Origin of the sequence: Lysobacter silvisoli, assembly GCF_003382365.1 — a bacterium.
GTDB classification, from domain to species: Bacteria; Pseudomonadota; Gammaproteobacteria; order Xanthomonadales; family Xanthomonadaceae; genus Lysobacter; species Lysobacter silvisoli.
On record NZ_QTSU01000001.1, the window covers coordinates 583,944 to 605,252 of the forward strand.

The 21,309-nt window shown below is 63.3% G+C and carries 18 protein-coding genes; 11 read left to right on the top strand and 7 right to left on the bottom strand.

Translation table 11 applies throughout. The annotated features are described in order from the left end of the window. Nucleotides 1–3: 3 nt before the first annotated feature. The 4 genes from pgaB to DX914_RS02715 form a co-directional block, all read right to left on the bottom strand. Nucleotides 4–1,896: a poly-beta-1,6-N-acetyl-D-glucosamine N-deacetylase PgaB gene (pgaB, locus tag DX914_RS02700; protein ID WP_231118121.1), complete on the bottom strand. Its 1,893-nt coding sequence runs from the start codon at nucleotides 1,894–1,896 to the stop codon at nucleotides 4–6. A gap of 1 nt (nucleotide 1,897) precedes the next feature. Then, nucleotides 1,898–3,952, bottom strand: a complete 2,055-nt coding sequence (gene pgaA / locus DX914_RS02705; RefSeq protein ID WP_115857516.1) for a poly-beta-1,6 N-acetyl-D-glucosamine export porin PgaA — start codon at nucleotides 3,950–3,952, stop codon at nucleotides 1,898–1,900. Nucleotides 3,953–4,260: 308 nt separating this feature from the next. Then, the gene (locus tag DX914_RS02710; RefSeq protein WP_115857517.1) at nucleotides 4,261–5,382 is read right to left on the bottom strand and encodes a serine hydrolase domain-containing protein; all 1,122 of its coding nucleotides are present in this window, start codon (nucleotides 5,380–5,382) and stop codon (nucleotides 4,261–4,263) included. A 217-nt stretch (nucleotides 5,383–5,599) separates the two neighbouring features. Beyond that, nucleotides 5,600–6,427: a MobA/MobL family protein gene (locus DX914_RS02715; protein WP_231118123.1), complete on the bottom strand. Its 828-nt coding sequence runs from the start codon at nucleotides 6,425–6,427 to the stop codon at nucleotides 5,600–5,602. Nucleotides 6,428–6,468: 41 nt separating this feature from the next. Here DX914_RS02715 and DX914_RS19930 point away from each other — a divergent pair, with 41 nt between their 5' ends. The 5 genes from DX914_RS19930 to DX914_RS02735 are packed head-to-tail and all read left to right on the top strand — an operon-like array spanning nucleotide 6,469 to nucleotide 10,051. Further along, nucleotides 6,469–6,828 carry a hypothetical protein gene (locus tag DX914_RS19930; protein ID WP_147300581.1) on the top strand — a complete coding sequence of 120 codons (360 nt, stop codon included), beginning with the start codon at nucleotides 6,469–6,471 and terminating at the stop codon, nucleotides 6,826–6,828. A 49-nt stretch (nucleotides 6,829–6,877) separates the two neighbouring features. After that, a complete protein-coding gene (locus tag DX914_RS02720; protein WP_115857519.1) occupies nucleotides 6,878–7,174 on the top strand; it encodes a hypothetical protein in 297 nt (98 codons plus the stop codon). Beyond that, nucleotides 7,171–7,467, top strand: a complete 297-nt coding sequence (locus DX914_RS02725; RefSeq protein ID WP_115857520.1) for a hypothetical protein — start codon at nucleotides 7,171–7,173, stop codon at nucleotides 7,465–7,467. The genes DX914_RS02720 and DX914_RS02725 overlap by 4 nt, the downstream gene beginning before the upstream one ends. After that, nucleotides 7,464–7,832, top strand: coding sequence for a hypothetical protein (locus DX914_RS02730; protein ID WP_115857521.1), 369 nt, complete (start codon nucleotides 7,464–7,466; stop codon nucleotides 7,830–7,832). The genes DX914_RS02725 and DX914_RS02730 overlap by 4 nt, the downstream gene beginning before the upstream one ends. Beyond that, complete coding sequence (locus tag DX914_RS02735; RefSeq protein ID WP_115857522.1) at nucleotides 7,829–10,051, top strand: DotA/TraY family protein; 2,223 nt, start codon at nucleotides 7,829–7,831, stop codon at nucleotides 10,049–10,051. Before DX914_RS02730 ends, DX914_RS02735 begins: the two co-directional genes overlap by 4 nt. Nucleotides 10,052–10,148: 97 nt before the next feature. On the opposite strand, the gene DX914_RS02740 is transcribed toward DX914_RS02735, so the two are convergent. Genes DX914_RS02740 through DX914_RS02745 form a run of 3 tightly spaced genes read right to left on the bottom strand, consistent with a single transcriptional unit; the run spans nucleotide 10,149 to nucleotide 12,200 of the window. Beyond that, nucleotides 10,149–10,502, bottom strand: coding sequence for a hypothetical protein (locus DX914_RS02740; protein ID WP_115857523.1), 354 nt, complete (start codon nucleotides 10,500–10,502; stop codon nucleotides 10,149–10,151). A gap of 1 nt (nucleotide 10,503) precedes the next feature. Beyond that, on the bottom strand, nucleotides 10,504–11,235 hold the full coding sequence (locus DX914_RS19935; protein ID WP_147300582.1) for an RHS repeat-associated core domain-containing protein: 732 nt from the start codon (nucleotides 11,233–11,235) through the stop codon (nucleotides 10,504–10,506). Further along, on the bottom strand, nucleotides 11,235–12,200 hold the full coding sequence (locus tag DX914_RS02745) for a transglutaminase family protein (protein ID WP_158549177.1): 966 nt from the start codon (nucleotides 12,198–12,200) through the stop codon (nucleotides 11,235–11,237). Before DX914_RS02745 ends, DX914_RS19935 begins: the two co-directional genes overlap by 1 nt. A 399-nt stretch (nucleotides 12,201–12,599) precedes the next feature. On the opposite strand from DX914_RS02745, the gene DX914_RS02755 reads away from it, so the two are divergent. The 6 genes from DX914_RS02755 to DX914_RS02780 are packed head-to-tail and all read left to right on the top strand — an operon-like array spanning nucleotide 12,600 to nucleotide 21,262. After that, on the top strand, nucleotides 12,600–13,238 hold the full coding sequence (locus DX914_RS02755; protein ID WP_115857525.1) for a hypothetical protein: 639 nt from the start codon (nucleotides 12,600–12,602) through the stop codon (nucleotides 13,236–13,238). Nucleotides 13,239–13,248: 10 nt separating this feature from the next. Continuing rightward, a complete protein-coding gene (locus DX914_RS02760; RefSeq protein WP_115857526.1) occupies nucleotides 13,249–14,418 on the top strand; it encodes a helix-turn-helix domain-containing protein in 1,170 nt (389 codons plus the stop codon). A gap of 45 nt (nucleotides 14,419–14,463) precedes the next feature. After that, nucleotides 14,464–17,226 carry a class I SAM-dependent DNA methyltransferase gene (locus DX914_RS02765; protein WP_115857527.1) on the top strand — a complete coding sequence of 921 codons (2,763 nt, stop codon included), beginning with the start codon at nucleotides 14,464–14,466 and terminating at the stop codon, nucleotides 17,224–17,226. Then, the gene (locus DX914_RS02770; protein ID WP_115857528.1) at nucleotides 17,223–17,990 is read left to right on the top strand and encodes a hypothetical protein; all 768 of its coding nucleotides are present in this window, start codon (nucleotides 17,223–17,225) and stop codon (nucleotides 17,988–17,990) included. Before DX914_RS02765 ends, DX914_RS02770 begins: the two co-directional genes overlap by 4 nt. Beyond that, nucleotides 17,977–20,082 carry a DEAD/DEAH box helicase gene (locus DX914_RS02775; RefSeq protein ID WP_115857529.1) on the top strand — a complete coding sequence of 702 codons (2,106 nt, stop codon included), beginning with the start codon at nucleotides 17,977–17,979 and terminating at the stop codon, nucleotides 20,080–20,082. The genes DX914_RS02770 and DX914_RS02775 overlap by 14 nt, the downstream gene beginning before the upstream one ends. Then, the gene (locus DX914_RS02780) at nucleotides 20,075–21,262 is read left to right on the top strand and encodes a GIY-YIG nuclease family protein (RefSeq protein ID WP_115857530.1); all 1,188 of its coding nucleotides are present in this window, start codon (nucleotides 20,075–20,077) and stop codon (nucleotides 21,260–21,262) included. The genes DX914_RS02775 and DX914_RS02780 overlap by 8 nt, the downstream gene beginning before the upstream one ends. Nucleotides 21,263–21,309: the final 47 nt, after the last annotated feature.

Genomic DNA, 21,309 nt, shown 5'->3' on the forward strand with positions numbered 1-21,309 from the left:
CCCTCACTGTTCCAGGTACGGGTACGAGCGCGAGGACATGGCCTCGCGCGCGTCGGCCGTGGCCGGGCGATCGGCGACGAAATCGTCGGGGTACCAGCCCAGATGGCGCACGCCCTGGGCGAGCAGGCGCCGCACCTGCGCCTTCAGGCGCTGCGCCGCAATGGGCTGGCGCGTGCGCCAGTCCACGGTCTGCAGTTCGAACAGGGTCTGGGTGAGTTGCGGGTCGTGGCGGCGCGCGGCGGCGACCAGCCTGTCGAGCCAGCGCTCGGGGTCGCGGCTGCCTTCCATCCACGGCATGGCCATCAGCGCGGTGTAGTCGTAGGCGCGGTTGAACGCGTCCAGGCGCTGGGCGAACCAGGCTTCGCTCTGCGGCTCCAGCACCGGACGCGCGTACAGATTGCGCACGGTCTTGAGCTTGGGCCGCCAGCGTTCGGCGGCGCGCTTGAGTTCCAGGGTGAAGCCGATCAGTTCCTGGGTGCGGGCCTGGCTGTCGCCGGCCGCGCTGTCCTGGAGTTCGGTGTCGCGCAGGTAGGCGTCGTCGTGGAACAGCAGGCCTTCCAGGTAGGAGCCGGCGGCCAGGTCTTCGTAGATGCCGGCGACCAGGCGGCGGACCTCGGGTTGGGTGTAGTCCAGGCGGTAGACCTCGTCGGCGCGCGCGCCGGGAATGGCCAGGGCGGCGCGCTGGGCGGGATCGGGCAGTTCATAGCCCAGCACCGGCAGCCAGGCGTAGACCACGGTGCCCGCGCGCGACTTGAGCTGCCAGGCCACGCGGTTGAACAGGTCGGCGCGCATGGGCAGGGCGCGGTTGGGGAAGTACAGCGCGTCGGCCGAGCCGTTGCCGTCGGGGTCGGCGAAGGCCTGCAGGAACACGTGGCTGGGGCCGATCTGCTTGACCCGTTCGATCAGCGCATCGAGGTTGCGCTCGGTCTGCTGGGGGTCGGGGTCGTAGACCGAATCCAGATCGATCTGCAGCGCGCGCATGCCGGTGCGCTCGTCGTCGTGACGCAGCTGGTAGGCCAGGTCGCCGACGGTGGGGTTGTTCATCACCAGCAGGCGCGCCAGGCCGTGCAGGTCCGAGGGCATGGGCGTGCTGCGGCCTTCCAGGTCGAAGGACACGGCCATGCCCAGCTCGTCGGCGATGGCGTTGGTGACGCTGCTGTAGGCGGCGTAGGGCCAGACGATGGCGCGCGGGGCACGGCCCAGTTCGCGCTGCAGTTCGGCCTTGCTGCGCGCCAGGTCGGCGCGGATGCGGGCGGCGTACTCGGTTTCGGTCTCGTAGCGCTTGGACGCTTCTTCGTAGCGGCGGGTGACCGCGGCCGGGGTGACGTTGCCCTGCGGGTTGGAGGTGACGCCGTGGTGCAGGTCGTGGCTGTGGCTGGCCACTTCGATCAGGCCGCTGGCCTGCATTTCGCGCAGCTGCGACCAGGTGACGAAGTCGTCGCCGGTGAACGGGCGCGGGCCGTAGTCGACGGTTTCGCCGGCGGGCAGGTCGACCCAGTGGGTGACCACCGCGGCCAGGGCCGGATAGTCGTAGGCGCGCAGCAGCGGGAAGGCGCGGGTGTAGAGGCTGCGCAGGCCGTCGTCGAAGGTGATCAGCACCGGCTTGGACGGCAGCGCGGCGCGGCCGTGCGCGGCTTCGATCACCTGCGACAGCGACACCGGGTGGTAGCCGTGGCCGGACAGCCAGTCCAGGTGGGCGGCGAAGTTCTGCGTGCTCACGGCGTAGGCGTCGGCGTCGCCCTTGCGCGCTACGTCGTCGCGCACGTCGTGGTAGCTCAGCACCAACAGCGGTTCGGCGGCGCGCGCGGCAGCCGGCAGCAGCAGGCAGAACACCAGGAAGGTGGCCAGCAGCAGCCAGGGCATCGGGCGCGAGGGGCGGTGGTGGCGGTGGCTCATGTCATTCTCCCCAGCGCAGTTCGGCGTCGAAGCCCAGGCGGTCTTCGCGGCGGCCGTCGTAGACGGGGCGCGACCAGCTCAGGCCGTAGCTGAGCACGCGGCCCAGCGCGAACTGCCATTCGTGTTCGTAACGCAGCGACGGCACCCAGGCCGTGCCGTAGTCCTGCTGCCAGTACGGGCCCACCGTGGCGGTGAGGCGTTGGCGGAAGTGGCGGTCGTAGCGGCGCCAGGTCAGACGATCCAGGCGCAGGCCGAATTCGGCCGAGGCGTCGCGCGACGGATTGAAGTAGGGCGCGTCGTCGCGGCTGCCGCGGCCGGCGCCGGCACGGGCCAGGCCGTCGATGAGCAGGTGCGGGCGGCTGAGCAGGCGCTGGTCCAGCGAGGCGCTGAACTGGTCGCGGCGGTTGCCGTCGTCGTAGCGCCAGTGCTGCAAAGTCGCGCCCACGGCGGTGCGTTCGCTGGGGCGGTAGTCGGCGCCCACTTCGATCAGGTCGGCGGTGATGCCCGCGGCGCGCGCCTGCAGCGAGGCGCCGGCGTCGTTGCGCGCGGCGCGGGCACGCAGCGCGTACCGGTCGTCGATGCGCCAGTCGGCGCCCACGCCGAAGGCGGTGCCGCCCAGGCCGTCGCGGTCGCGGCCGACGTAGGCGTTGGCGCTGAGGCGGCCGTAGGCGTAGCTCACGCCGGCTTCGTTGCGCTGCGCGCGGCTGCGGTCGCCCTGGAAGTCCGCCCAGCGCTCGCCGCTGCGCGCGAAGATCCGCCAGCGGTCGTCCATCAGCGGGGTCGCCACTTCCAGGCCGTACTCGCGGTCGCGGTTGCCCAGCGGCGAGGCGCTGGCGCCGCCGCCGTCGTCGCGGTTGCGGCCGCCGCTCACGAACGCGCGCGCCTGCCAGCCGCGGCGCATGGCCCAGGTGCGCTCCATGGTGCGCACGTGCGGTTCGTTCGGGTAGCGCGCCAGCAGTTCGTCGTGGATCGGGCGCGCCTGGTCGTAGCGCTGCAGCAGCGACAGGGTTTCGACCTGGCCGATGCGCGCCTCGACATTGCGCTCGTCCAGGGTGGCGGCGATGCGGTAGCGCTCCAGCGCGCGTTCGGTCCAGCCACGCAACTGGTACACCGAACCCAGGTTGGCCTGCAGGTCGGCGTTGTTGGGGCCGATGGCGGCCAGCGGTTCCAGCATGGCCTGGGCGCCGGGCAGGTCTTCGCCGAAGGCGCGGGCCAGGGCGTAGTTGGTTTCGGCGTCGTAGCGCGGCCAGTTCTCGTGGCCGCGGCGCGCACCGGGCGCGCGCGGCCAGGTGGGGCGCGATTCCATCAGCGAGCGCAGCAGCGGCAGCGCCCGGTCGAAGCGTTCGCGTTCGAGTTCGGCGTAGGCCAGCTGGATCGGCAGGTCGGGATCGTCCGGGTCGGCCTGCACCGCGCGCTGCAGCGCGGCGGCGGCTTCGTCGGGGCGGCGCAGGGCCAGCAGCGAGTCGCCGACCGCGCCCAGGGCGTAGCCGGGCACGGGCGTGCCGCCGGTTTCCAGGCGCCGGTATTCGGATGCAACCTCGGCGTGGCGGCCCAGGCGGTTGAGCACGATCAGGCGGTCGTAGGCCAGGCTGGCCGGTTCGGCCTGGCCGTTGCGGGCGAGCTGGGCGCGGTAGGCGTCGATGGCGGCGTCGGCGGCGCGCGCTTCTTCCTGGCGCGTGGCCTCGTCCACCGCGTAGAGCTTGCTCCAGACGATGCGGCGGGCGAGGCCGGCGGCGTCGAGCACGGCGGCTTCTTCGGCGCTGAACAACTGCGGGCGGGCCAGGTAGAGCTGGCGCGCGCGGTCGCGGCTGCCGATGTCGGCCAGGGTCAGCACGCGCAGGCGGTAGAGGCGGTCGTCCTGGGGGTGGGCAGCCAATTGTTGTTCGATCGCGGCCAGCGCACCGAGCCAGTCGCGCTGCGTGCGCAGTTGTTCGATGCGCGGGTAGTCGGTGGCTGGGGCGGGGTGACCCTCAGCGGCAGCTACTGACGCAATGTGCAAGGTTCCGGCGGCCAGTACCCAGGCCACCGATCGCGTAAGTCGATGTAAAGACAGCATGGAAGGTCCGTATCCCGTGTGACGAGGAGGGGCGGGGCAGCCCAGCGGGGTGACTTCAAAAGTGTGAGAAAAGTCACAAAACGGGAGGACGCAATGTTTGTGCCACCAGTGCTTTCGAAAGCCCGGTGGTTCAGCTAGGGCCCGTTAAGGCCTTCTGCGGAGGGTTGCAGTCGGTTTCGGTCAGGCTCCGGGCCGCGCGGGCCGACGCCGCCCGGCCGCAGGTCCGGCCTTGGAGTACCGGCGGGCGCCGCCCAGGGGCGGGCTGCGCCCCTGGGGGCCGGCCGCGTGGAGCGGCCGGCGAGGCCGGATCAGGGGTCGGTGCGACCCAGGGCGAACTGCAGCAGCTGCGGGTCGCGGCCGATCAGCTCGATGATCGGGGCGATCACCTTGTGGCCGTTGCGGGCGTGGTTGTTGGTGAAGATCACCGTGCCGCTGCCGTCGGCCGGGTCCAGGTAGCCCAGGGTGAACTCGCCGGCGTCGCTGCCGCTGTGCACCAGGTAGGTGCGCTGGTCGTAGCGCATGACTTCCCAGCCCAGGCCGTAGCCCATCTCGGCCGGGCAGCCTTGCGCGCGCTTGCCTTCGCATTGCTGCTCGCGCGTGCTGGCCTGCACCTGCCGGCGCTGCCGCGCGAGCGCGTCGCTCACGCCCTGGTGGCGGGCGACGGCGGCCATGAAGCGCACGTAGTCGCTGGGCGTGGTGTAGAGCTCGTCGGAGGCCTGCCAGTCGCCCTTGGCGTAGAAGTCCGGGTCCAGGGTCTTGCCTTGGGCGTCGTGCGGCACGGCGATGCGGCCTTCGAACGAGGGTTCGCGCTTGTACGAGGTGTCCTGCATGCCCAGCGGCACGAACAGGCGCTCGCGCAGCAGCGCGTCGAAGGGCTGGCCGGCGCGCTTTTCGGCGTAGCGGGCCACGTATTCGTAGCCTTCGCCGGAGTAGCCGACCTTCTCGCCGGGCGCGGCGTCGAAGCGCAGCTTGCCGTCGGTCTGGTAGCGCCAGTTGGCGAAGCCGCTGCGGTGGCTCAGGGCCAGGCGCGGGGTGAGCAATTCATGGCGCGGGTCGGCGGCCACGTCGGGATCGACCCAGTCCGGGGACATCGGCCGGTCCAGGTCCAGCTTGCCCTCGCTGGCCAGGCGCAACACGATTTCGGCCGACACCGGTTTGGTCATCGAGGCGATGTTGTAGACGGTGCGCACGGTGGCCGGCTGCCCGGCGGCTTGTTCGCCGTAGGCGGCGGCGAAGACCAGGCGGCCGTGCTCCATGCGCGCGACCGACACGCTGGACACCTGCGTGCGTTGCAGCAATGCGGGGATCGCGGCGTCGAAGCGGGCCTTGAGTTCGGCGGTGCGCGTGGTGTCCGCGTCGGCGGCGAAAGCGGGCACGGCGGCCAGGGTCAGGGCGGCCGACAGGATCAGGCGGGGGCGGCGGTTGTTCATGGCACTCCTTCGCGGGCGACAGACAGTGTCCGGCCTGGCGGCCGGGCGGCGCTAGCCTAGATGCGGCAGCCATGGCGATGGTTGCAATCGCCGATCGTGGCTGCGGGTTGCGCCGAACCGGTGCGTCGCCGCGCGGGAACCGATGCCGCGCGAGGCAGAATGAGCGCCGGGCGCGCCGCTGGGCCGCGCGAGGCGAACAGGAACGAGTCATGGACAGCTACATAGAAGTGATCGGCTCCGCCGATCTGGTCGAGACCGTGGTCGAGTACGGCCTGGAGCTCAATCTGCAGGTGCGCGCGACCAAGATCGAGACGGCGCTGGCCGAGGTGGGCGAACTGCGCGCGCAATGCATCCAGCAACTGCGCGCGGGCGGCTTGCGCAGCGACGAGCTGAAAGAGGGCGGCACCGAGGTCTGGCGGCCGTGGTACCTGAAGAAGAGGCGATCGCCATCTTTTCCCGGCGCGTGCATTGCCACGTCCGCGATCATGCCGAGAGCCACGAACTCGGACTCGATGAACTCGGCCAACAGGCGGCGGCGAGCTTCGTGCGGCAATTCGTGCGGCAAGCCAATCTCAACTTCGCGACAGAGTTGCGCGTCCTTCCGCTTCTCGATTCGCTCGACGCCATTCCACAGAGAAGAGCGGTTACGCATCCAGCCAGGGGCCGATTCGGGAGCCAGAATGAATGATTCGCGCACGCCGCCCTTGCGCGTGAAGTCATGCATCTCTCCCGTGCATTCATCGACGATGCGGCAGGCAGACCGGTAGGCCGCCGCCGCAGTCGATGAGCGGCCGCTGCTACGGCCGATGATCTGCAGGGAGAGGTGGAAGATAGTCACGCGCTGCCTTTGCTCCTGCTCTTGGGTTGCCATTGCTTCTTCCGCCGGCAGGCCGCACACGTTCCGCGCAGCGGAATGTATAAGTGCGCCCTTGCTGCGCTTCGGGAGCCAAGCAAGAGCCTTCGCCGACAGTTCCAATACTGCCGCAACCCCAATATCACTTTGTGTAACCATGACTTCATAGTCGTTGAACGGCGGCCATGCCATGCATTAGATAGATGCACCCTCAGTTATCCAAAGAGGATGCAATGTCCGCCAAAAATGTGATCAGCGATCGCACCGCCGCGCTCTTGGAGAAGCAGCGAGAGCTTGACGAGCGAATCAAGAGATCCCTGCAGCGAGATCGATCAGTCAGCCGAAAATCCCGCAACCGTGCGCTGCTCCTTATCGGTGTGTCGATCGAGAGGCAGATCAAGCGACAGCCAAGCTATCTCGCGACGGTTCGCAGCTTCGTTACGGGATTGAAGGATCACGAGCAGGAAGCCGTCACTACGTTCCTTGACACGCTACTTGCCGACGCACCAACTCCGAATTCGACGACGCCCGGCGCCATGTCATCGATTACGTCGCCGCTAGTTCCCCAGAGATCGGAAATGGTCGATCCGTAGCCCTGGACTAAGCCAGGCAACCATTTCCATCAACGCAGGGGACGTCACGATGCAAATGCAGCAAGCAACGACCAGGATCACCGACTGGATGCAGAGCGATGCACAAGATGCGCTCGTGGTCGACGTGATCGAGAGACTGGAACGGATCACCGCTCCTCTGGGCTGTTACGCGGCCAGGATGCGACATGTTCTCGCGGCGGCGCGGACAGGAACCGTCGCAATCGAGCCCGGCCGAACCTACGACTATGTCTTAGGTGCATTTCACGCATGCGCGACGGAGATCGACGAAGAGGCATGGTCTGACATCGACGCGCAACCGGATCGTCTGCGGGGGAAGGAAGGATGAGCAATTCGGACTACCTGGCCGGCCAGCAGTCGGTCAACTCGCTTCGCCTTTGGGACGAGCAGCAAAGCCGCCGCGTGGCCCGCCACGCGTCCGAATGGCAGGCCTACGCGGTCGAGCTGGAGGCAAAAATTCAGCAACTCCGAACGGATCGTGACGCCGCAATAAGGGAGTGGCAGCGGTACTCCCAAGGTCTTGTAGACAAGCTCAAACAATCCGAAGCGGAGTTGCACAAGGCGCTGCAGCGGGAAGCCGCCCTTCGTGACCAACTCGACGGCCGCAACCCCAAACCTTGATCGAAGGAACTGCCAGGGATGCGAAGGTCATCAAGTTTGCTTTCATTCGCTGCGTTTTGGTCGCCGCGAAGTTCGTTGTTGCCACGGGACTGCTTTGCTTGTCCATGCTGTTGCCTTTGGCGGGATGGCATCGACTAGCCTTGCGGGTGCGTGGCTGGTGGCTTTGGCCGGCTGTCGGAGTGCTAAGCCTCGTGGCTCTCAACGTCGCCCTGACGCTTCGTGCGCAGGTGCTGGGCTGGTATCTCCTGGCTGCCGCGCCTTACTGCGTTCTGATGGTGGTCGATAGCTGGCTCGTGCTGCCGTGGTGCATCGATCACACCCGCGAGCAAATGGCCCGCTACCAGGGCAGGGAGATCGCCGCATGAGGCGAGTCTTTCTGGGCTTGGTGCTGATCGCCGTCGCCGGTACGGCAAGTGCGCAGCAAGCGCCGTCCGGTGGTGGGCAGTACGCGCCGCCGCCGGACGATCCTTCCTTGGGCATCCTGCGGGAGATCTTCGGCAACCTGGTCGACTATGTGACCGGCGGAACTGGCGCGGGCGAACTGGCCAATAACGGCACGGTGATGGCCGCCGGCTTCGAGATCTTCAACGTCGCAGTGCTGTTTCTCGGCATGATTTTTGTCGCCTACACCTCTCTCATGGGCGTTATCAACACCGCTCATGATGGCGAGTTTTTGGGGCGGAAGATGTCCAACATTTGGGTGCCGCTGCGCACGTTTGCCGGCAGTGCTCTTTTGCTGCCGTTGGCGGGTGGCTACTCCGCGATCCAGGTCGTCGTCATGTGGCTGGCCGTCCAGGGCGTCGGCATCGGTGACAAGGTCTGGGCCGCAATGCTGACCCGTGTCGATCAGGGTGGGATGATCGGCCATCCGCACATCCCCGACGCGCGGCCTTTGGCCGCAAATGTTTTCAAATTCGAGATCTGCCGCGCGGCGATGAACAAGCAGTTCGCCGAGTCCGACCGCCGAGATCGCGTGGTCGTGCAACCCAAGCAACGGTTTATCCAAGCCTGGGTGCCAACCGACGATGTCCTGACCGCCGTTCCTCCCGCGATCGGCGCGATCACGAATACCGGCTACAAGCCGGTCCAGATTCCAGTCACGAGCTGGTACTGGACCGCCAATGGCTACATCGACAACGCGGTGTGCGGCGGCCTGAGTTGGGAGGAAAGCCCGCAGTCACAGGAGGGCAATGCTCGCTACGTCGATTTGCGGGGCATCTACCGCGCGCACACGGAATCCGTCGCGGGCATGATCAATACGCTACGTCCCCTAGCGGAGCGGGTCGTAGCCGGCGAGAAACCGTCACCCGGCGCGATCGCGCAGGCGGCCTACGCTTACGAGAATCGCCTGCAGCAGGCCTCTCGTGCTGCCGTCGATGCGGGCAACGAATCCAGCAAGGACGCGTTCGTAGGATTCGCGAAGTCTGGGGGCTGGGTGTACGCCGGCACCTACTGCAACCACATCATTCAGCTGAACGATGCGGTGCAGCTTGCGGTCAACGCTATGCCGGTTTCTGACAGCATCGACATCGACGCCAAGGAAGCCGACTCCGCGCTGGTCGGCTATCGCGACGCCATGGCTGTCGCCGAGGAATACCTGCGGAAACGCGGCGATGGCGCCAGCCAAGCCTACGAGAACGAAGCAGGGGAAGACACGGCCGCATGCAAGGTGCCGACCAGTTGGCCCGCGCTCAAACGCTGTCTGTCGAAGCCGGCGCTATGGGGCATTGAGCAGATGACCCAGGAGATGGCGGGCGGCAACACTTCGCACGTGGCTCAGGTCAAGAACATCGGCGACGGCATCATGACGGTCGCCTGGGGCTTCGTGGGCACCATGGCGGCGACGAAGTTCATCACGGCGGAGGCGGACGGCCTGACGCTCGGTGCCGCGAAAGGGCCAAATGAGGTCCTGGGAATGTTCACCGGGATCATTACGGTCCTGTTCTGCGCCATGATCGGCACGGGCGCCACTCTGGCGTTCTACGTGCCGTTGATTCCGTTCGTCGCGTGGATCTCCGGCGTGATCAAGTGGGTGGTGTCGGTGGCCGAGACCCTGATTGCCGCGCTGATCTGGGCCGCGGCGCATCTCCATCCCGACGGCGACGATGCCGTCGGCCGGGCTGGCCCCGGATACATGATCATGCTGTCGGCCGTTCTGCGGCCGGTACTGATGGTTTTCGGCCTCATTGCTTCGATCGCCGTGGCGCAGCCGATCGCCCATTTGGTCAACGGCGGGTTCATGCTGGCAGTCAAGGGGTCGATGCACGACGGCGCCAACGGGATAGGCGCCTTCATCGCGTACTGCGTGATCTACGTGATCATCATGACCACTGTACTCCACTCGGTGTTCGCGCTGATCAACTTCATCCCGGATTCGGCCCTGCGTTTTATGGGCAACGCAGTGGGCATGCACGGCATCGCCGACAGCGAGGCTCACGAATCTCAGCGGGTATTCGCAGTGGCGGCAACGCATGGCAACCGCGCCATGGCCGGTGGTGGCAGTGGGTCAGGCGGCGATCGCCCGCCGTCACGGCCTGCTGGCACCACGAACCAGGACGATCACGCTCAGCGGCCGCCGACGTAGGGCAGAGGCGTCCGGGCCGATGCGGCTCGCGTAGCCTTGGCCTTCGGGTCAGAAGCCACGCGATCTGCCGTTCGTGCGACTGACCTCAAATGTTGCTTTACGTGAGCGCGCGTCGAGCCCGTCGATTGAGCTCGGTTGCGGCCACCACCAGCGCTAGTGCACCCAACATCCAGGCGGAAAAGGGAATGTCGAGCGCGACAAACTTGTCGCCTCTAAAGAGCGGGGGAAAAACGAATATCCCTACTGCAGCTAAGGCGGCCAATATCCGCGATGGATATACGCCCCACAATAGGATGATCAAGCCAACACCGAGTAAAGAACCGCGTCTCAAGAACGTGAAGTCGTCACCACTGACGAACCACATGTACCTGGTTTCGAATACAAACCAGATGGCGATAAGCGCAACCAATGAAACAGCGATGCACCAAATCCAGAGCGCATGCCGCTTCATCTCATTGGCCTCGGGTAGCGTTATCGATTTCTTCGTGGTGTTGCTCCCACACCTCTCGTACCTGGGGACCCCAAAGTGATTTATCCCAATTGCCTTGCTGGAACGCGTTCCCTTCGCCGTAGCTGATATTGCTGATCTGCCCAGATGGCAATATCTGACCGAACTGCAAGACAAAGCCTTCATCCATCGCGTGGGCCCCGGCTACCGTGTAATTAACCGTAATATCGGTAAACCTTGTTGGGTCAGGAGACGCAACAGTGAATGACCTGACCATGTTGACGCCAAAGTCGAGCACCTGGAACGGCAAATGTCCAACATTGTTAAGTGTGCCTTGTGGTGAAGCGTAGTCATCTGGTCCGGGTGTCGGATTGTTGGCGAACGCATCACCCACGGCAGCCGGATTGTTTGAGGCGGACGGCGTCGAAATTAGATAGTCGTGGAAAGAGAACCTATCCGGTCCAACGCCTGATGCGCCTACAGTGTTGGGAATTGTGACGCTCGGCATGTTGGGATTTTCTGGCTGAATGACTATTTGGCCATCCTTTACAGTAGCTCGGCGCCCATCAGGATCAGTAAAGCGGTAGGGGTTGTTGTTTGCATAGTGGTAGCGGTTGAAGTTCTGGCCTGTGTTCGGGTTCGCTTGCACTGGATCCACCGACACAAAGCGTGCGGAAGCGTCGAAGGCCAGCACGCACAACGCGGCAGCGAAAGATCCTAGAAGAACGGTGCGCATCACTGCTCCCTTTGCGCCTTTTCGCGCTGAATATGTTGAAGATAGCTTGCTTCCTGCTCGGGTGTCTTCTGAGTCCAGCCGAGCGATTCGGCTTTGGTGAACCACGCCAGATTCTCGCGTGACAGGCGCCGGTATTCGTCCTGCAGTTCGGGCGGCGCGTCCGCCACGTTCGGATATTTGGACCGGATGCGCTGCTCTGTCTGGATGTAATACGCATTCGCCTTCCAGATCATCGCCACCGGATCTTTGGGGTTGGCCTCCAGCGCCAGGTCTGCTACGGCCATGAGCGCGTCGGCGTCCTTTTTCGCACCGTAGTGCTCCATCAGTGTGCCGGCGATCGCACCTACGCCCTCGTGCGGCAGTAGCGGGCGCAAGTAAAGGCCATTGTCCAACGCTGCTTCGGTGATGTCGGTTTCGCGCTGGTAACTGCTGTCGTATTTGAAGCCGCCCGCAGTGGCTTCTACGTTTAGCCACATCTGCTGCTCGTCGTCGGCGAACTTCACCAGTAGGTGGTTAGGCGCAGTGGCTAGCGCAACGGTCAGGCCCAGTCGTTGGCCCAAGACGAGAAAGAGAGTGGGCATGGAAACGCAGTTGCCTTTGCGCGTCGCCAGGTAGGTGGCCAGCTGCTTATTCCGGGCGTCGCGCCCGAACGGGTCGTCCAAGTCATAGGTGAACGGCCTGTTCTGATTCCACGGGCCGGGTACGTAGAGCGTCTTGAGCAACGCGTCGAGCACCTGACGTGCAGTGGGGTTGGCGGGCACATTGCCGCGCGTGGCTCGCTCCCACTGGTCGAGCTGCCGGCGCACGGCGGCGGTGTTGGTGGACGGGTCGATGAGGCGATCCACCGTCAGCTTGACGGTGGCGTAATCCACCTTGTCATCAGGGAGCCGGAACTGCGCGCGGAGTGGGGCAAGGTCATCGGCCGCGCATGCCGCAAAGGCAAGGAACGCCAGCAGCGTGCCCATTCCCCAAGCGGCCCAGTGGGTCGGTCGTAGCCCCATATGCTTCCATACGCCCCTATCCGTTCTTCGCACCATAGCGCGCCCCGGGGCCAACCGCTACGGCCTTCGCGGATCCGTCTAGGGCCTGAGCACCCGACGGTCCAGCAGGTCCAGCAACAGGCTGGCAACTTCCCGAGCGGCCACCGCCCATTGCTCGTCGTCGCCCGAATAAGGCTCTTGCAGCGGCTCTTCCCTGCCGCCGTGGAAGAGGTTTGTTGCGCACCCGCCGCATTGCGACCACCAAGGCTTCGCCATCGTTACGCGGCAAGGGGCTGTTAGCCCATCTGGGTCCCTGTCATGTTCTTGTTTTTCCTCCTCAAATGAGGGACGATAATCGGAAGTCACTCGCCCAGACGGAGCCCAATGAACGCCACGGTCCTGTTCGACAATCCCGAGGAGATCGCCAGCCGGCTGGAGCAGCTGGGTGTGAACGAGAGGGCGCTTCGCGAGGCGATCTATCAAGGCCATCTCCAGCGGACCCGTCTGACCCTCAATCACCCCGTGATCTATCACGGTTTGAACATGTGGGGCGAGGTGGTGGCCGCGTTGCGGGAACAGCTTCGCCCTCTGGAATGGGTGAGGGAGGACATCGGTAGCTACGCACTGACGGCCCATGAAGAACTCAAGCTGGCCATCAGTGTGGCGTCCGGAGACGAGGCCACTGGCAACCCTTCCGCGCACCCGTCCAACCGTTCCAGGAAGGGGCGGAACACGGTGGAGGCCATTGAGGCCAATCGCCAGTTGGAGCTCTTCGAACAGCTCCCGCCCGAAGACCAGGTGGAAGAGGGCAAGCAAACCTGGGTGCTGATGCACCACACCGACACGTCACGCGGTGAGATTCGCGTGGAGTTGTCTCGCCCGTCGAGCATCGGCAAGGACGGCAAGATCAATGAGTGGGCCGAGCGCATCATTCTGAACAGCATTCCGTTCGACGACGATCTGGTGGAGATCTACGCCCCCAGCGGTCCCGACATCGACATCGATATCCGTCGCAAGGCATAACGAGGTTGTTATGTTCAATGCACAGCGACTGACCCTTGCGCGAAAGCGCAGGGGGATGAAGAAGCGTGAGCTCGCCGAGCGGATTGGCTTGACGGAGAAATCGGTCTCGAACTACGAGGCCGGCACGCAAGAACCAGAAGGCGGCACGCTCAAGAAACTCTCAGAAGCGCTTCGGTTCCCCGAAGCGTTCTTCTTTGGCGATGACCCGGAGGTTCCTACCCCCGATGTCGCAAGCTTTCGCTCGCTATCCAAAATGACCGCCTCCCAGCGCGATTCGGCACTGGGTGCCGGTGCCGTTGCGTTGCTTCTCAACGATTGGATCGAGTCCAGGTTCCAGTTGCCTGAGCCGGATGTGCCGGATTTGGGGCGAGAGGGCGGCGCAATCACTGGTGCTGGTGGTGATCAGGGATCGCACGAACCCGAGGGATATCCGTCTTGCGCGTCTGCTCAGGATCCGGAGGTCGCGGCCGGGATGCTTCGGGCCCATTGGGGTATCGGCGAGTTGCCCGTGAAGAACATGATCGCATTGCTCGAATCGAAGGGCGTTCGTGTGTTTTCGCTGGCGATCGATGCCAAGGAAGTGGACGCGTTTTCGATGTGGAAGGGGGGGCGCCCCTATATCTTCCTGAATACCTTCAAGTCCGCGGAGCACTGCCGGTTCGACGCTGCGCACGAGCTGGGGCACCTGGTGCTCCATCAGCACGCGCAGCCGCAAGGACCGGACCTGGAGCGCGAGGCCAACGCGTTTGCTTCTGCGTTTCTGATGCCCAAATCAAGCGTGCTGGCCAACGCACCCAGGTCCGCGACGCTTCCAAGCCTGGTTCGCCACAAGAAGCATTGGCTGGTGTCGGTGGCAGCGCTGAACTACCGGCTGCACGCGCTTGGGCTAACCACGGATTGGACATACCGAACGCTATGCATCCAGCTCGCACAGGCAGGCTACCGCGTGAAAGAGCCGGAAAGCATCAACCATGAAAAGTCTCTTGTGCTTGAGAAGGTGTTCTCGGCGCTTCGGGAGGAAGGATTGAACAAGGTCGACGTGGCCCGACAGCTTTCAATTGCGCCGGAAGAGATCAATGAATTGACGTTTGGGCTCATGTTGAACGGCCTCAAGGGAGGGCGAGGCTTGGATGCAGCGCCGAAGCCGAGCCGGGCATCCCTTCGCTTGGTAAAGGGGTAATGGATTGCGAATGTCTGATTTGATCTCTGTGGGACGAGCCGGCGCATGAACGCGGTAGAAATTGAAGAGGCCCTGTCGGCCCTGGCCATTGAACCGTTCGATGGGACAGAGTTTCCGTTCGCGTTCCTGCTGGCCTTCGGCAACAAGGAAACGACCATAAAGCGGCTGCGCAAGGGTGACAGCAACGCCTCGGACGTGCCTGGCGGGGTGCTCCAGCGCAACAACATCCACATCGCGACCTGCGCGCCGGGCAAGGTCCGCGAAACGTTCCAGGCTTTGCGGACCAGCACAAAGACGGCCCAAGCCAAGGCCAAGTTCATCCTGGCGGCCGATGGCGAGACGCTGGAAGCTGAGGACCTGATCAGCGGCGAACCGCTGGCCTGTCCTTTTCCGGAGTTCCCCGACCACTTCGGCTTCTTCCTGCCGTTAGCCGGGATTTCCACCATCAAGGAGATCAAGGACAACCCGGTGGACGTGCGCGCCACCGGGCGGCTGAACAAGCTCTACGTCGAGTTGCTGCAGAACAACAAGGACTGGGCCACCGACGAGCGCCGGGCGGACATGAATCACTTCATGGCTCGCCTGGTGTTCTGCTTTTTCGCCGAAGACACCGACATTTTCCAGGGGGTCAGTCTGTTTACCCGAACCCTGGAGCAGATGACCGAGCGCGATGGCTCGAACACCCATGAGGTGCTCGAAACCATCTTTCGTGCCATGAACGTTCAAGGGGATGAGCGCGCCGCCGCCAAGCTGCCGCGATGGGCGGAACAATTCCCCTACGTCAACGGAGGCTTGTTCTCAGGTAGCACCGACGTGCCGCGGTTCACCCGCACAGCTCGCGCATATCTTTTGCGCGCGGGCGAATTGAACTGGAAGGAGATTAACCCGGACATTTTCGGATCCATGATTCAGGCTGTGGCTGATGAGGAGGAGCGCGGCGCTCTGGGAATGCACTACACCAGCGTTCCTAACATCCTTAAGGTGCTGAACCCGCTGTTTCTCGACGACCTGCGCGCCCAGTTGGAAGCCGCTGGGGACAATAAGGTGAAGCTGTTGAACCTGCGCAAGCGCATGGCCAGAATCCGCGTGTTCGACCCGGCCTGTGGTAGCGGCAACTTCCTAGTCATTGCGTACAAGCAGATGCGCGCGATTGAGGCGGAGATCAACCAGCGTCGGGGCGAGCCAGATTTGCGGACAGAGATCCCGCTGACCAACTTTCGTGGCATCGAACTGCGCGACTTCCCCGCGGAAATCGCGCGTTTGGCACTCATCATCGCTGAGTTCCAGTGCGACGTACTCTACCGCGGCCAGAAGGAAGCCCTGGCTGAGGTGCTGCCCTTAGACGCGCAGAACTGGATCACTTGCGGCAACGCCTTGCGCCTGGACTGGCTGGCTATCTGCCCACCGACTGGAACGGGTGTGAAGCTGGTGGGCGATGACTTGTTCAATACGCCTCTCAACCAAGCCGAGATCGACTTCGAGAATGAGGGTGGGGAGACATACATCTGCGGCAACCCGCCGTATCGCGGAAGCAAATGGCAATCCACTGATCAGAAGGTGGACCTGGCGAGAGCATGGGCCAAGCATCCCAAACTTGCTAAGACCACGGATTTCGTGACTGGATGGTTCGCACGCTTCTTTGACTACGCGGACAGCGTGCCCAATGCGGTTTGTGCCTTCGTTGCCACGAATAGCGTGTGTCAGGGGCAACAGGCAATCGACGTATGGCCGGTAGCGTTTCAGCGTGGTTGCGAAATTCGCTTTGCCCATACGTCGTTCAAGTGGGCCAATCTGGCCAGCAATAACGCGGGCGTGACCGTTGTGGTCGTCGGACTTGGCAAAGCGTCGGCCGAGCCGAAGAAGCTGTATCAGGATGACTTGCTTAAGCAGTGCTCGGTAATTGGTCCCTACTTGGTGCCGGATAGTCTGGCTTATGTGCAAAAGGCCAGTGAACCCATTGGGGAGCAGTCAATCATGCTGTTCGGCAACATGCCGCGCGACGGAGGCCATCTGTTTCTGGACAGCGATGTGGCCGCAAAGGTCATGGCCGAAGATGCAGTTGCACGGCCTTTCATCAAGCGGTTCGTTGGCTCGGATGAATTGATAAATGGCAGGCAGCGATACTGTCTTTGGATCGAGGATAACGAAGTCGAGGAAGCAAGGGGAAGTCAGTTCGTTGTGGAACGATTGAAGCTGGTGGCGGAAAGTCGCAGCAAGTCGGATGCAGAATCCACACGCAGCTTCGCCAGACAGCCGCACCGTTTCGTACAAATCGCCGGATCCGCTAGAAATTCGGTCATCGTGGTCCCGCGCGTTTCGTCCGAAAGTCGGCCATTCCTGCCGGTTGACTACCTGACATCTGACTTCATTATCGGTGATCGGAATTTTGCACTCTATGACGCCCCGCTTTGGAATCTTGCCTTGGTTGCCTCGCGGCTTCACTGGGTCTGGATTGGAGCGGTATGTGTTCGACTGGAAATGCGATTCTCGTATTCCAACACCTTGGGCTGGAATACGTTCCCTGTCCCCAAGTTGACCGAACAGAACAAGGTCGACCTGACGCGCTGCGCCGAAGACATTCTGCTTGCGCGCGAAGTTCACTTTCCGGCCACCATTGCCGACCTTTATGACCCAGAAGGAATGCCAGATAACCTTCGTCTGGCCCACGAGCGCAACGACGAAGTGCTGGAGCGGATCTACATCGGCCGGCGTTTTCGCAACGACACCGAGCGCTTGGAAAAGTTGTTCGACCTCTACACCAAGATGACGGTCGGCCAGTCAAGACTGCAGAAGGGGAAGGCGAAATGAGCCTTCTTGCTTTCCAGATGTGGGAGCTCATGCGGCAAGACTGGATGGCGGAACATCGTTTCTATGTCGAGCAAGCTCGTAAGAGGTTGCTGTCTCAGTTCGACAGTATGGAAGAAGAAGCCGATAGGGCCGCCGAGGAGCACTTAGGGCAGATTTCGCAATTCTTCGATCCTGATGTACACGATGAGGTCGATTTTTATGAGTCGGCTCACGATAAGGGCATTGAGTTCTACCAGCTGTTGAGTGACATGCAGGAGCGAACGCGACTGAGTGTCGTCGCCGGGATGTATCACGAATGGGGCAAGAAGCTGCGGGAGTGGCTTACGAGGGAGCTGCGCGGCTGGCATCGCGGTGAGAATGTCCTAAGGTCCATCTGGAAGGCCGATATCCCTTCAGTACTCGACTTGCTTTTCGTGTTCGACTTCGACGCCAGAGGGGTCACCGGATACAAGCGATTGGACGCGATGCGCCTTGTCGTGAATGTATTCAAGCATGGGGATGGGCCTTCGCTCGACGAACTGAAGGAGAAGTATCCCGAGTTCGTTCCAGACCCGCTTGGCGGTGATGGGGAATATCGATCCCGCTTCCTCGACCACACCAATATGAAGGTCACGGACGAACACCTCGACCAGTTTTCGGAAGCGATTCTGGAATTCTGGCAGGCGGTTCCCAAGGAGCTGTGGCTCAAGCATGAAGAGGTAGAGGTCCCCAAGTGGTTCGAGAAGGCATATCTAAAGGACAGAGCGGAACATGAGCGCGCCTGAAAACCCGACAAACCAGTACACCGTTCCGTCGGTGTCCATCGCCACGGCGCGAACGGGGGCTTCCAGCAAGGTCAACGCGTTGGGCATGCGTCCCATGCAAGAGCGCGCCTATGCCAAGCGTGGCGAGCAACACCTGCTTATCAAGTCACCGCCGGCGTCGGGCAAATCGCGGGCGCTGATGTTCATTGCCTTGGACAAGATCCAGAACCAGGGCTTGAAGCAGGCCATCATCGTGGTGCCCGAGCGCTCGATTGGCGGCAGCTTCTCCGACGAGAAGCTCACCGAGCAGGGTTTCTGGGCCGACTGGGTGGTTAGGCCGCAATGGAACTTGTGCAACGCTCCGGGCGAGGACAACGGTAAGGTGGCACCGTCCAAGGTCAAGGCCGTGGGGGTTTTCCTGGCCAGCGACGACACGGTGCTGGTGTGCACGCACGCCACGTTCCGGTTCGCTGTGGACGAGTTCGGCATCGAGGCCTTCGACGGCCGCCTGATCGCCATCGACGAGTTCCACCACGTCAGCAGCAACCCGGACAACAAGCTGGGCAGCCAACTGGGCCAGTTGATTGCGCGCGGTCAAGTCCACGTGGTGGCCATGACCGGCTCCTACTTCCGCGGCGACACCGTGGCAGTGCTGGCGCCCGAGGACGAGGCTAGGTTCGAGACGGTGACTTACACCTACTACGAACAGCTCAACGGCTACACCTACCTCAAGTCGCTCGACATCGGCTATTTCTTCTATACCGGTCGGTATCTGGACGCCATCATGAAGGTGCTGGACCCGTCGCAGAAGACCATCGTCCACATCCCCAACGTCAACGCTCGCGAGAGTCTGAAAGACAAGCACAAGGAAGTGGACGAAATCCTGGAGGCCTTGGGCGAATGGAAGGGCCGCGACGAGGCCACAGGCTTCCACCTCATTGAGCTCAAGGACGGGCGCACCATCAGGGTGGCCGACCTGGTCGACGACAGTGACGCGACGCGGCGCTCCAAGGTGCTTTCCGCCTTGAAGGACCCCGCCCAGAAGGACAACCGCGATAACGTCGACATCATCATTGCCTTGGGTATGGCCAAGGAAGGGTTCGATTGGATCTGGTGCGAACATGCGCTGACCATCGGCTACCGCAGCAGCCTGACCGAGATCGTGCAGATCATCGGGCGGGCCACCCGTGATGCTCCGGGCAAGGAGCGCTCCCGCTTCACCAACCTCATCGCCGAGCCGGCCGCGGACGAGGCGGCTGTGGTCGATGCGGTGAACGACACCTTGAAGGCGATCGCCGCCAGCCTGCTGATGGAACAGGTGCTAGCGCCGCGTTTCGATTTCACGCCGAAGAACCTGGGCCCGAAGGAGGGGTTCGACTACGGCGAAGGCGGCTACCAGGAAGGCAAGTCCAACGTAGGTGTGAACGCCAAGACCGGCGAGGTCCACGTGGAGGTCAATGGACTCGCTGTCCCAAAGTCTGCCGAAGCCGCACGGATCTGTCGCGAGGACTTGAACGAGGTCATTACTAGTTTCATCCAGGACAAGACCGCCCTGGAGCGGGGCCTATTCGACAAGGACAACACGCTGCCTGAGGAGCTGACCCAGGTCCAGTTAGGCAAGATCGTGCGCGATCGTTATCCCGAGTTAAATGATGAAGACCAGGAGGCGGTGCGCCAGCACGCCATTGCGGTGTTGAACATAACCCAACAGGCAAAGCAGGCCTTGGCCGTAGCAGAGGAGAAGGCTGAGTACGGCAGTACCTCGCTGATCGATGGCGTGCGCAAGTTCGTCAACGTCCGGGATCTGGACATTGACCTGATCGACCGTATCAACCCGTTCGACGCCGCTTACGCTGTGCTGGCCAAGGCGATGGACGAGAAGGTCCTGCGCCAAGTCCAAGCCAGCATCGCTGCCAAGCGCGTGGCTATCCCACTCGATGAGGCCCGCGACCTGGCCAAGCGAGCACTGCTGTTCAAGAACGAGCGGGGCAGGGCGCCGGACATCAATTCGCCAGATGCCTGGGAGCGCAAGATGGCCGAGGGCGTGGCCGCACTCGCGCGGCACCTCGCTCAGCAGAAGGCCGCCGAGGTACGCGGGGGCACGAATGGCTGACATGGAAGACGAAGACCTGCTAGCCGCGCTAGGTGTCGAAGTTGCGCCCATCAAGACTGGCAGTCACACACCCCAGGAAGAACGGCTTATCGCTGGATTCGAAGACATCCTGCGCTTCGTCGAGATCCATGGTCGTGCGCCTGAGCACGGCGAAGAACGCGACATTTTCGAGCGGCTCTACGCAGCGCGGCTTGACCGCCTACGTGCCCTCACGTCCGCGCGTCCGCTACTCGTGCCAATGGACACGCCTGGCCTGCTGGCCACGGCGCCTAGCAGAGCCACGCCCGAGGCGGCCGAAGGGCTAGATGACGAAGCCCTGCTGGCCGAGTTGGGCTTGGCCGGCACTGCCGGCAGCGACGACATCACCCAACTCCGCCATGTCCGTCCCTTCGAAGAGCGCAAGGCTGCCGAGGACATCGCCAACCGCACCAAGTGCGAGGATTTCGAGCGCTTCCAGCCGCTGTTCGAGCGGGTCGAGACCGACCTGAAATCGGGTGTGCGCAAGACCTTGCGCTTCGGGCGCGACGCTAGTGTGGCCGAGGGCAATTTCTTCATCCTCGGTGGGCAAATGGTCTACGTCGCCGAGATGGGAGAGACGTTCCGCACGCCCAACGGCGAGCCCGACGCCCGTCTGCGCGTCATCTTCTCCAACGGGACGGAAAGCAACCTGTTGCAGCGCTCCCTCCAGCGGGCACTCTACAAGGACGACACGGGCCGGCGCATCACCGATGCGGACGCCGGGCCGTTGTTCGGCGACACGATGGAGCCTGACGACATCGTAAATGGGACCATCTACGTCCTGCGCAGCCTGTCCGGCCACCCGTTCGTGGCCGAGCACCGCGAACTCATCCACAAGATCGGCATTACCGGCGGCAAGGTCGAGACCCGAATTGCCAACGCTGCTACCGATGCGACCTACCTGTTGGCCAAGGTGGAGGTGGTGGCCACCTACAAGGTGTCCAACCTCAACCGCACGCGCCTGGAGAACCTATTCCACCGCATCTTCCAGGAAGCCCGGTTGGATCTGACGATCGAGGACCGGTTCGGCAATCCGGTCCATCCGCGCGAGTGGTTCCTGGTGCCGCTCCACGTCATCGACGAAGCGGTGAAACGCATCCAGGACGGCACGATCACAAATTGCATTTACGATCCGTCGCGAGCGGCGTTCGTGGAACGCTGATCGAGAGTGAGGGTAGGGTTTTCGACTAATTGGCTATATCGCGACAC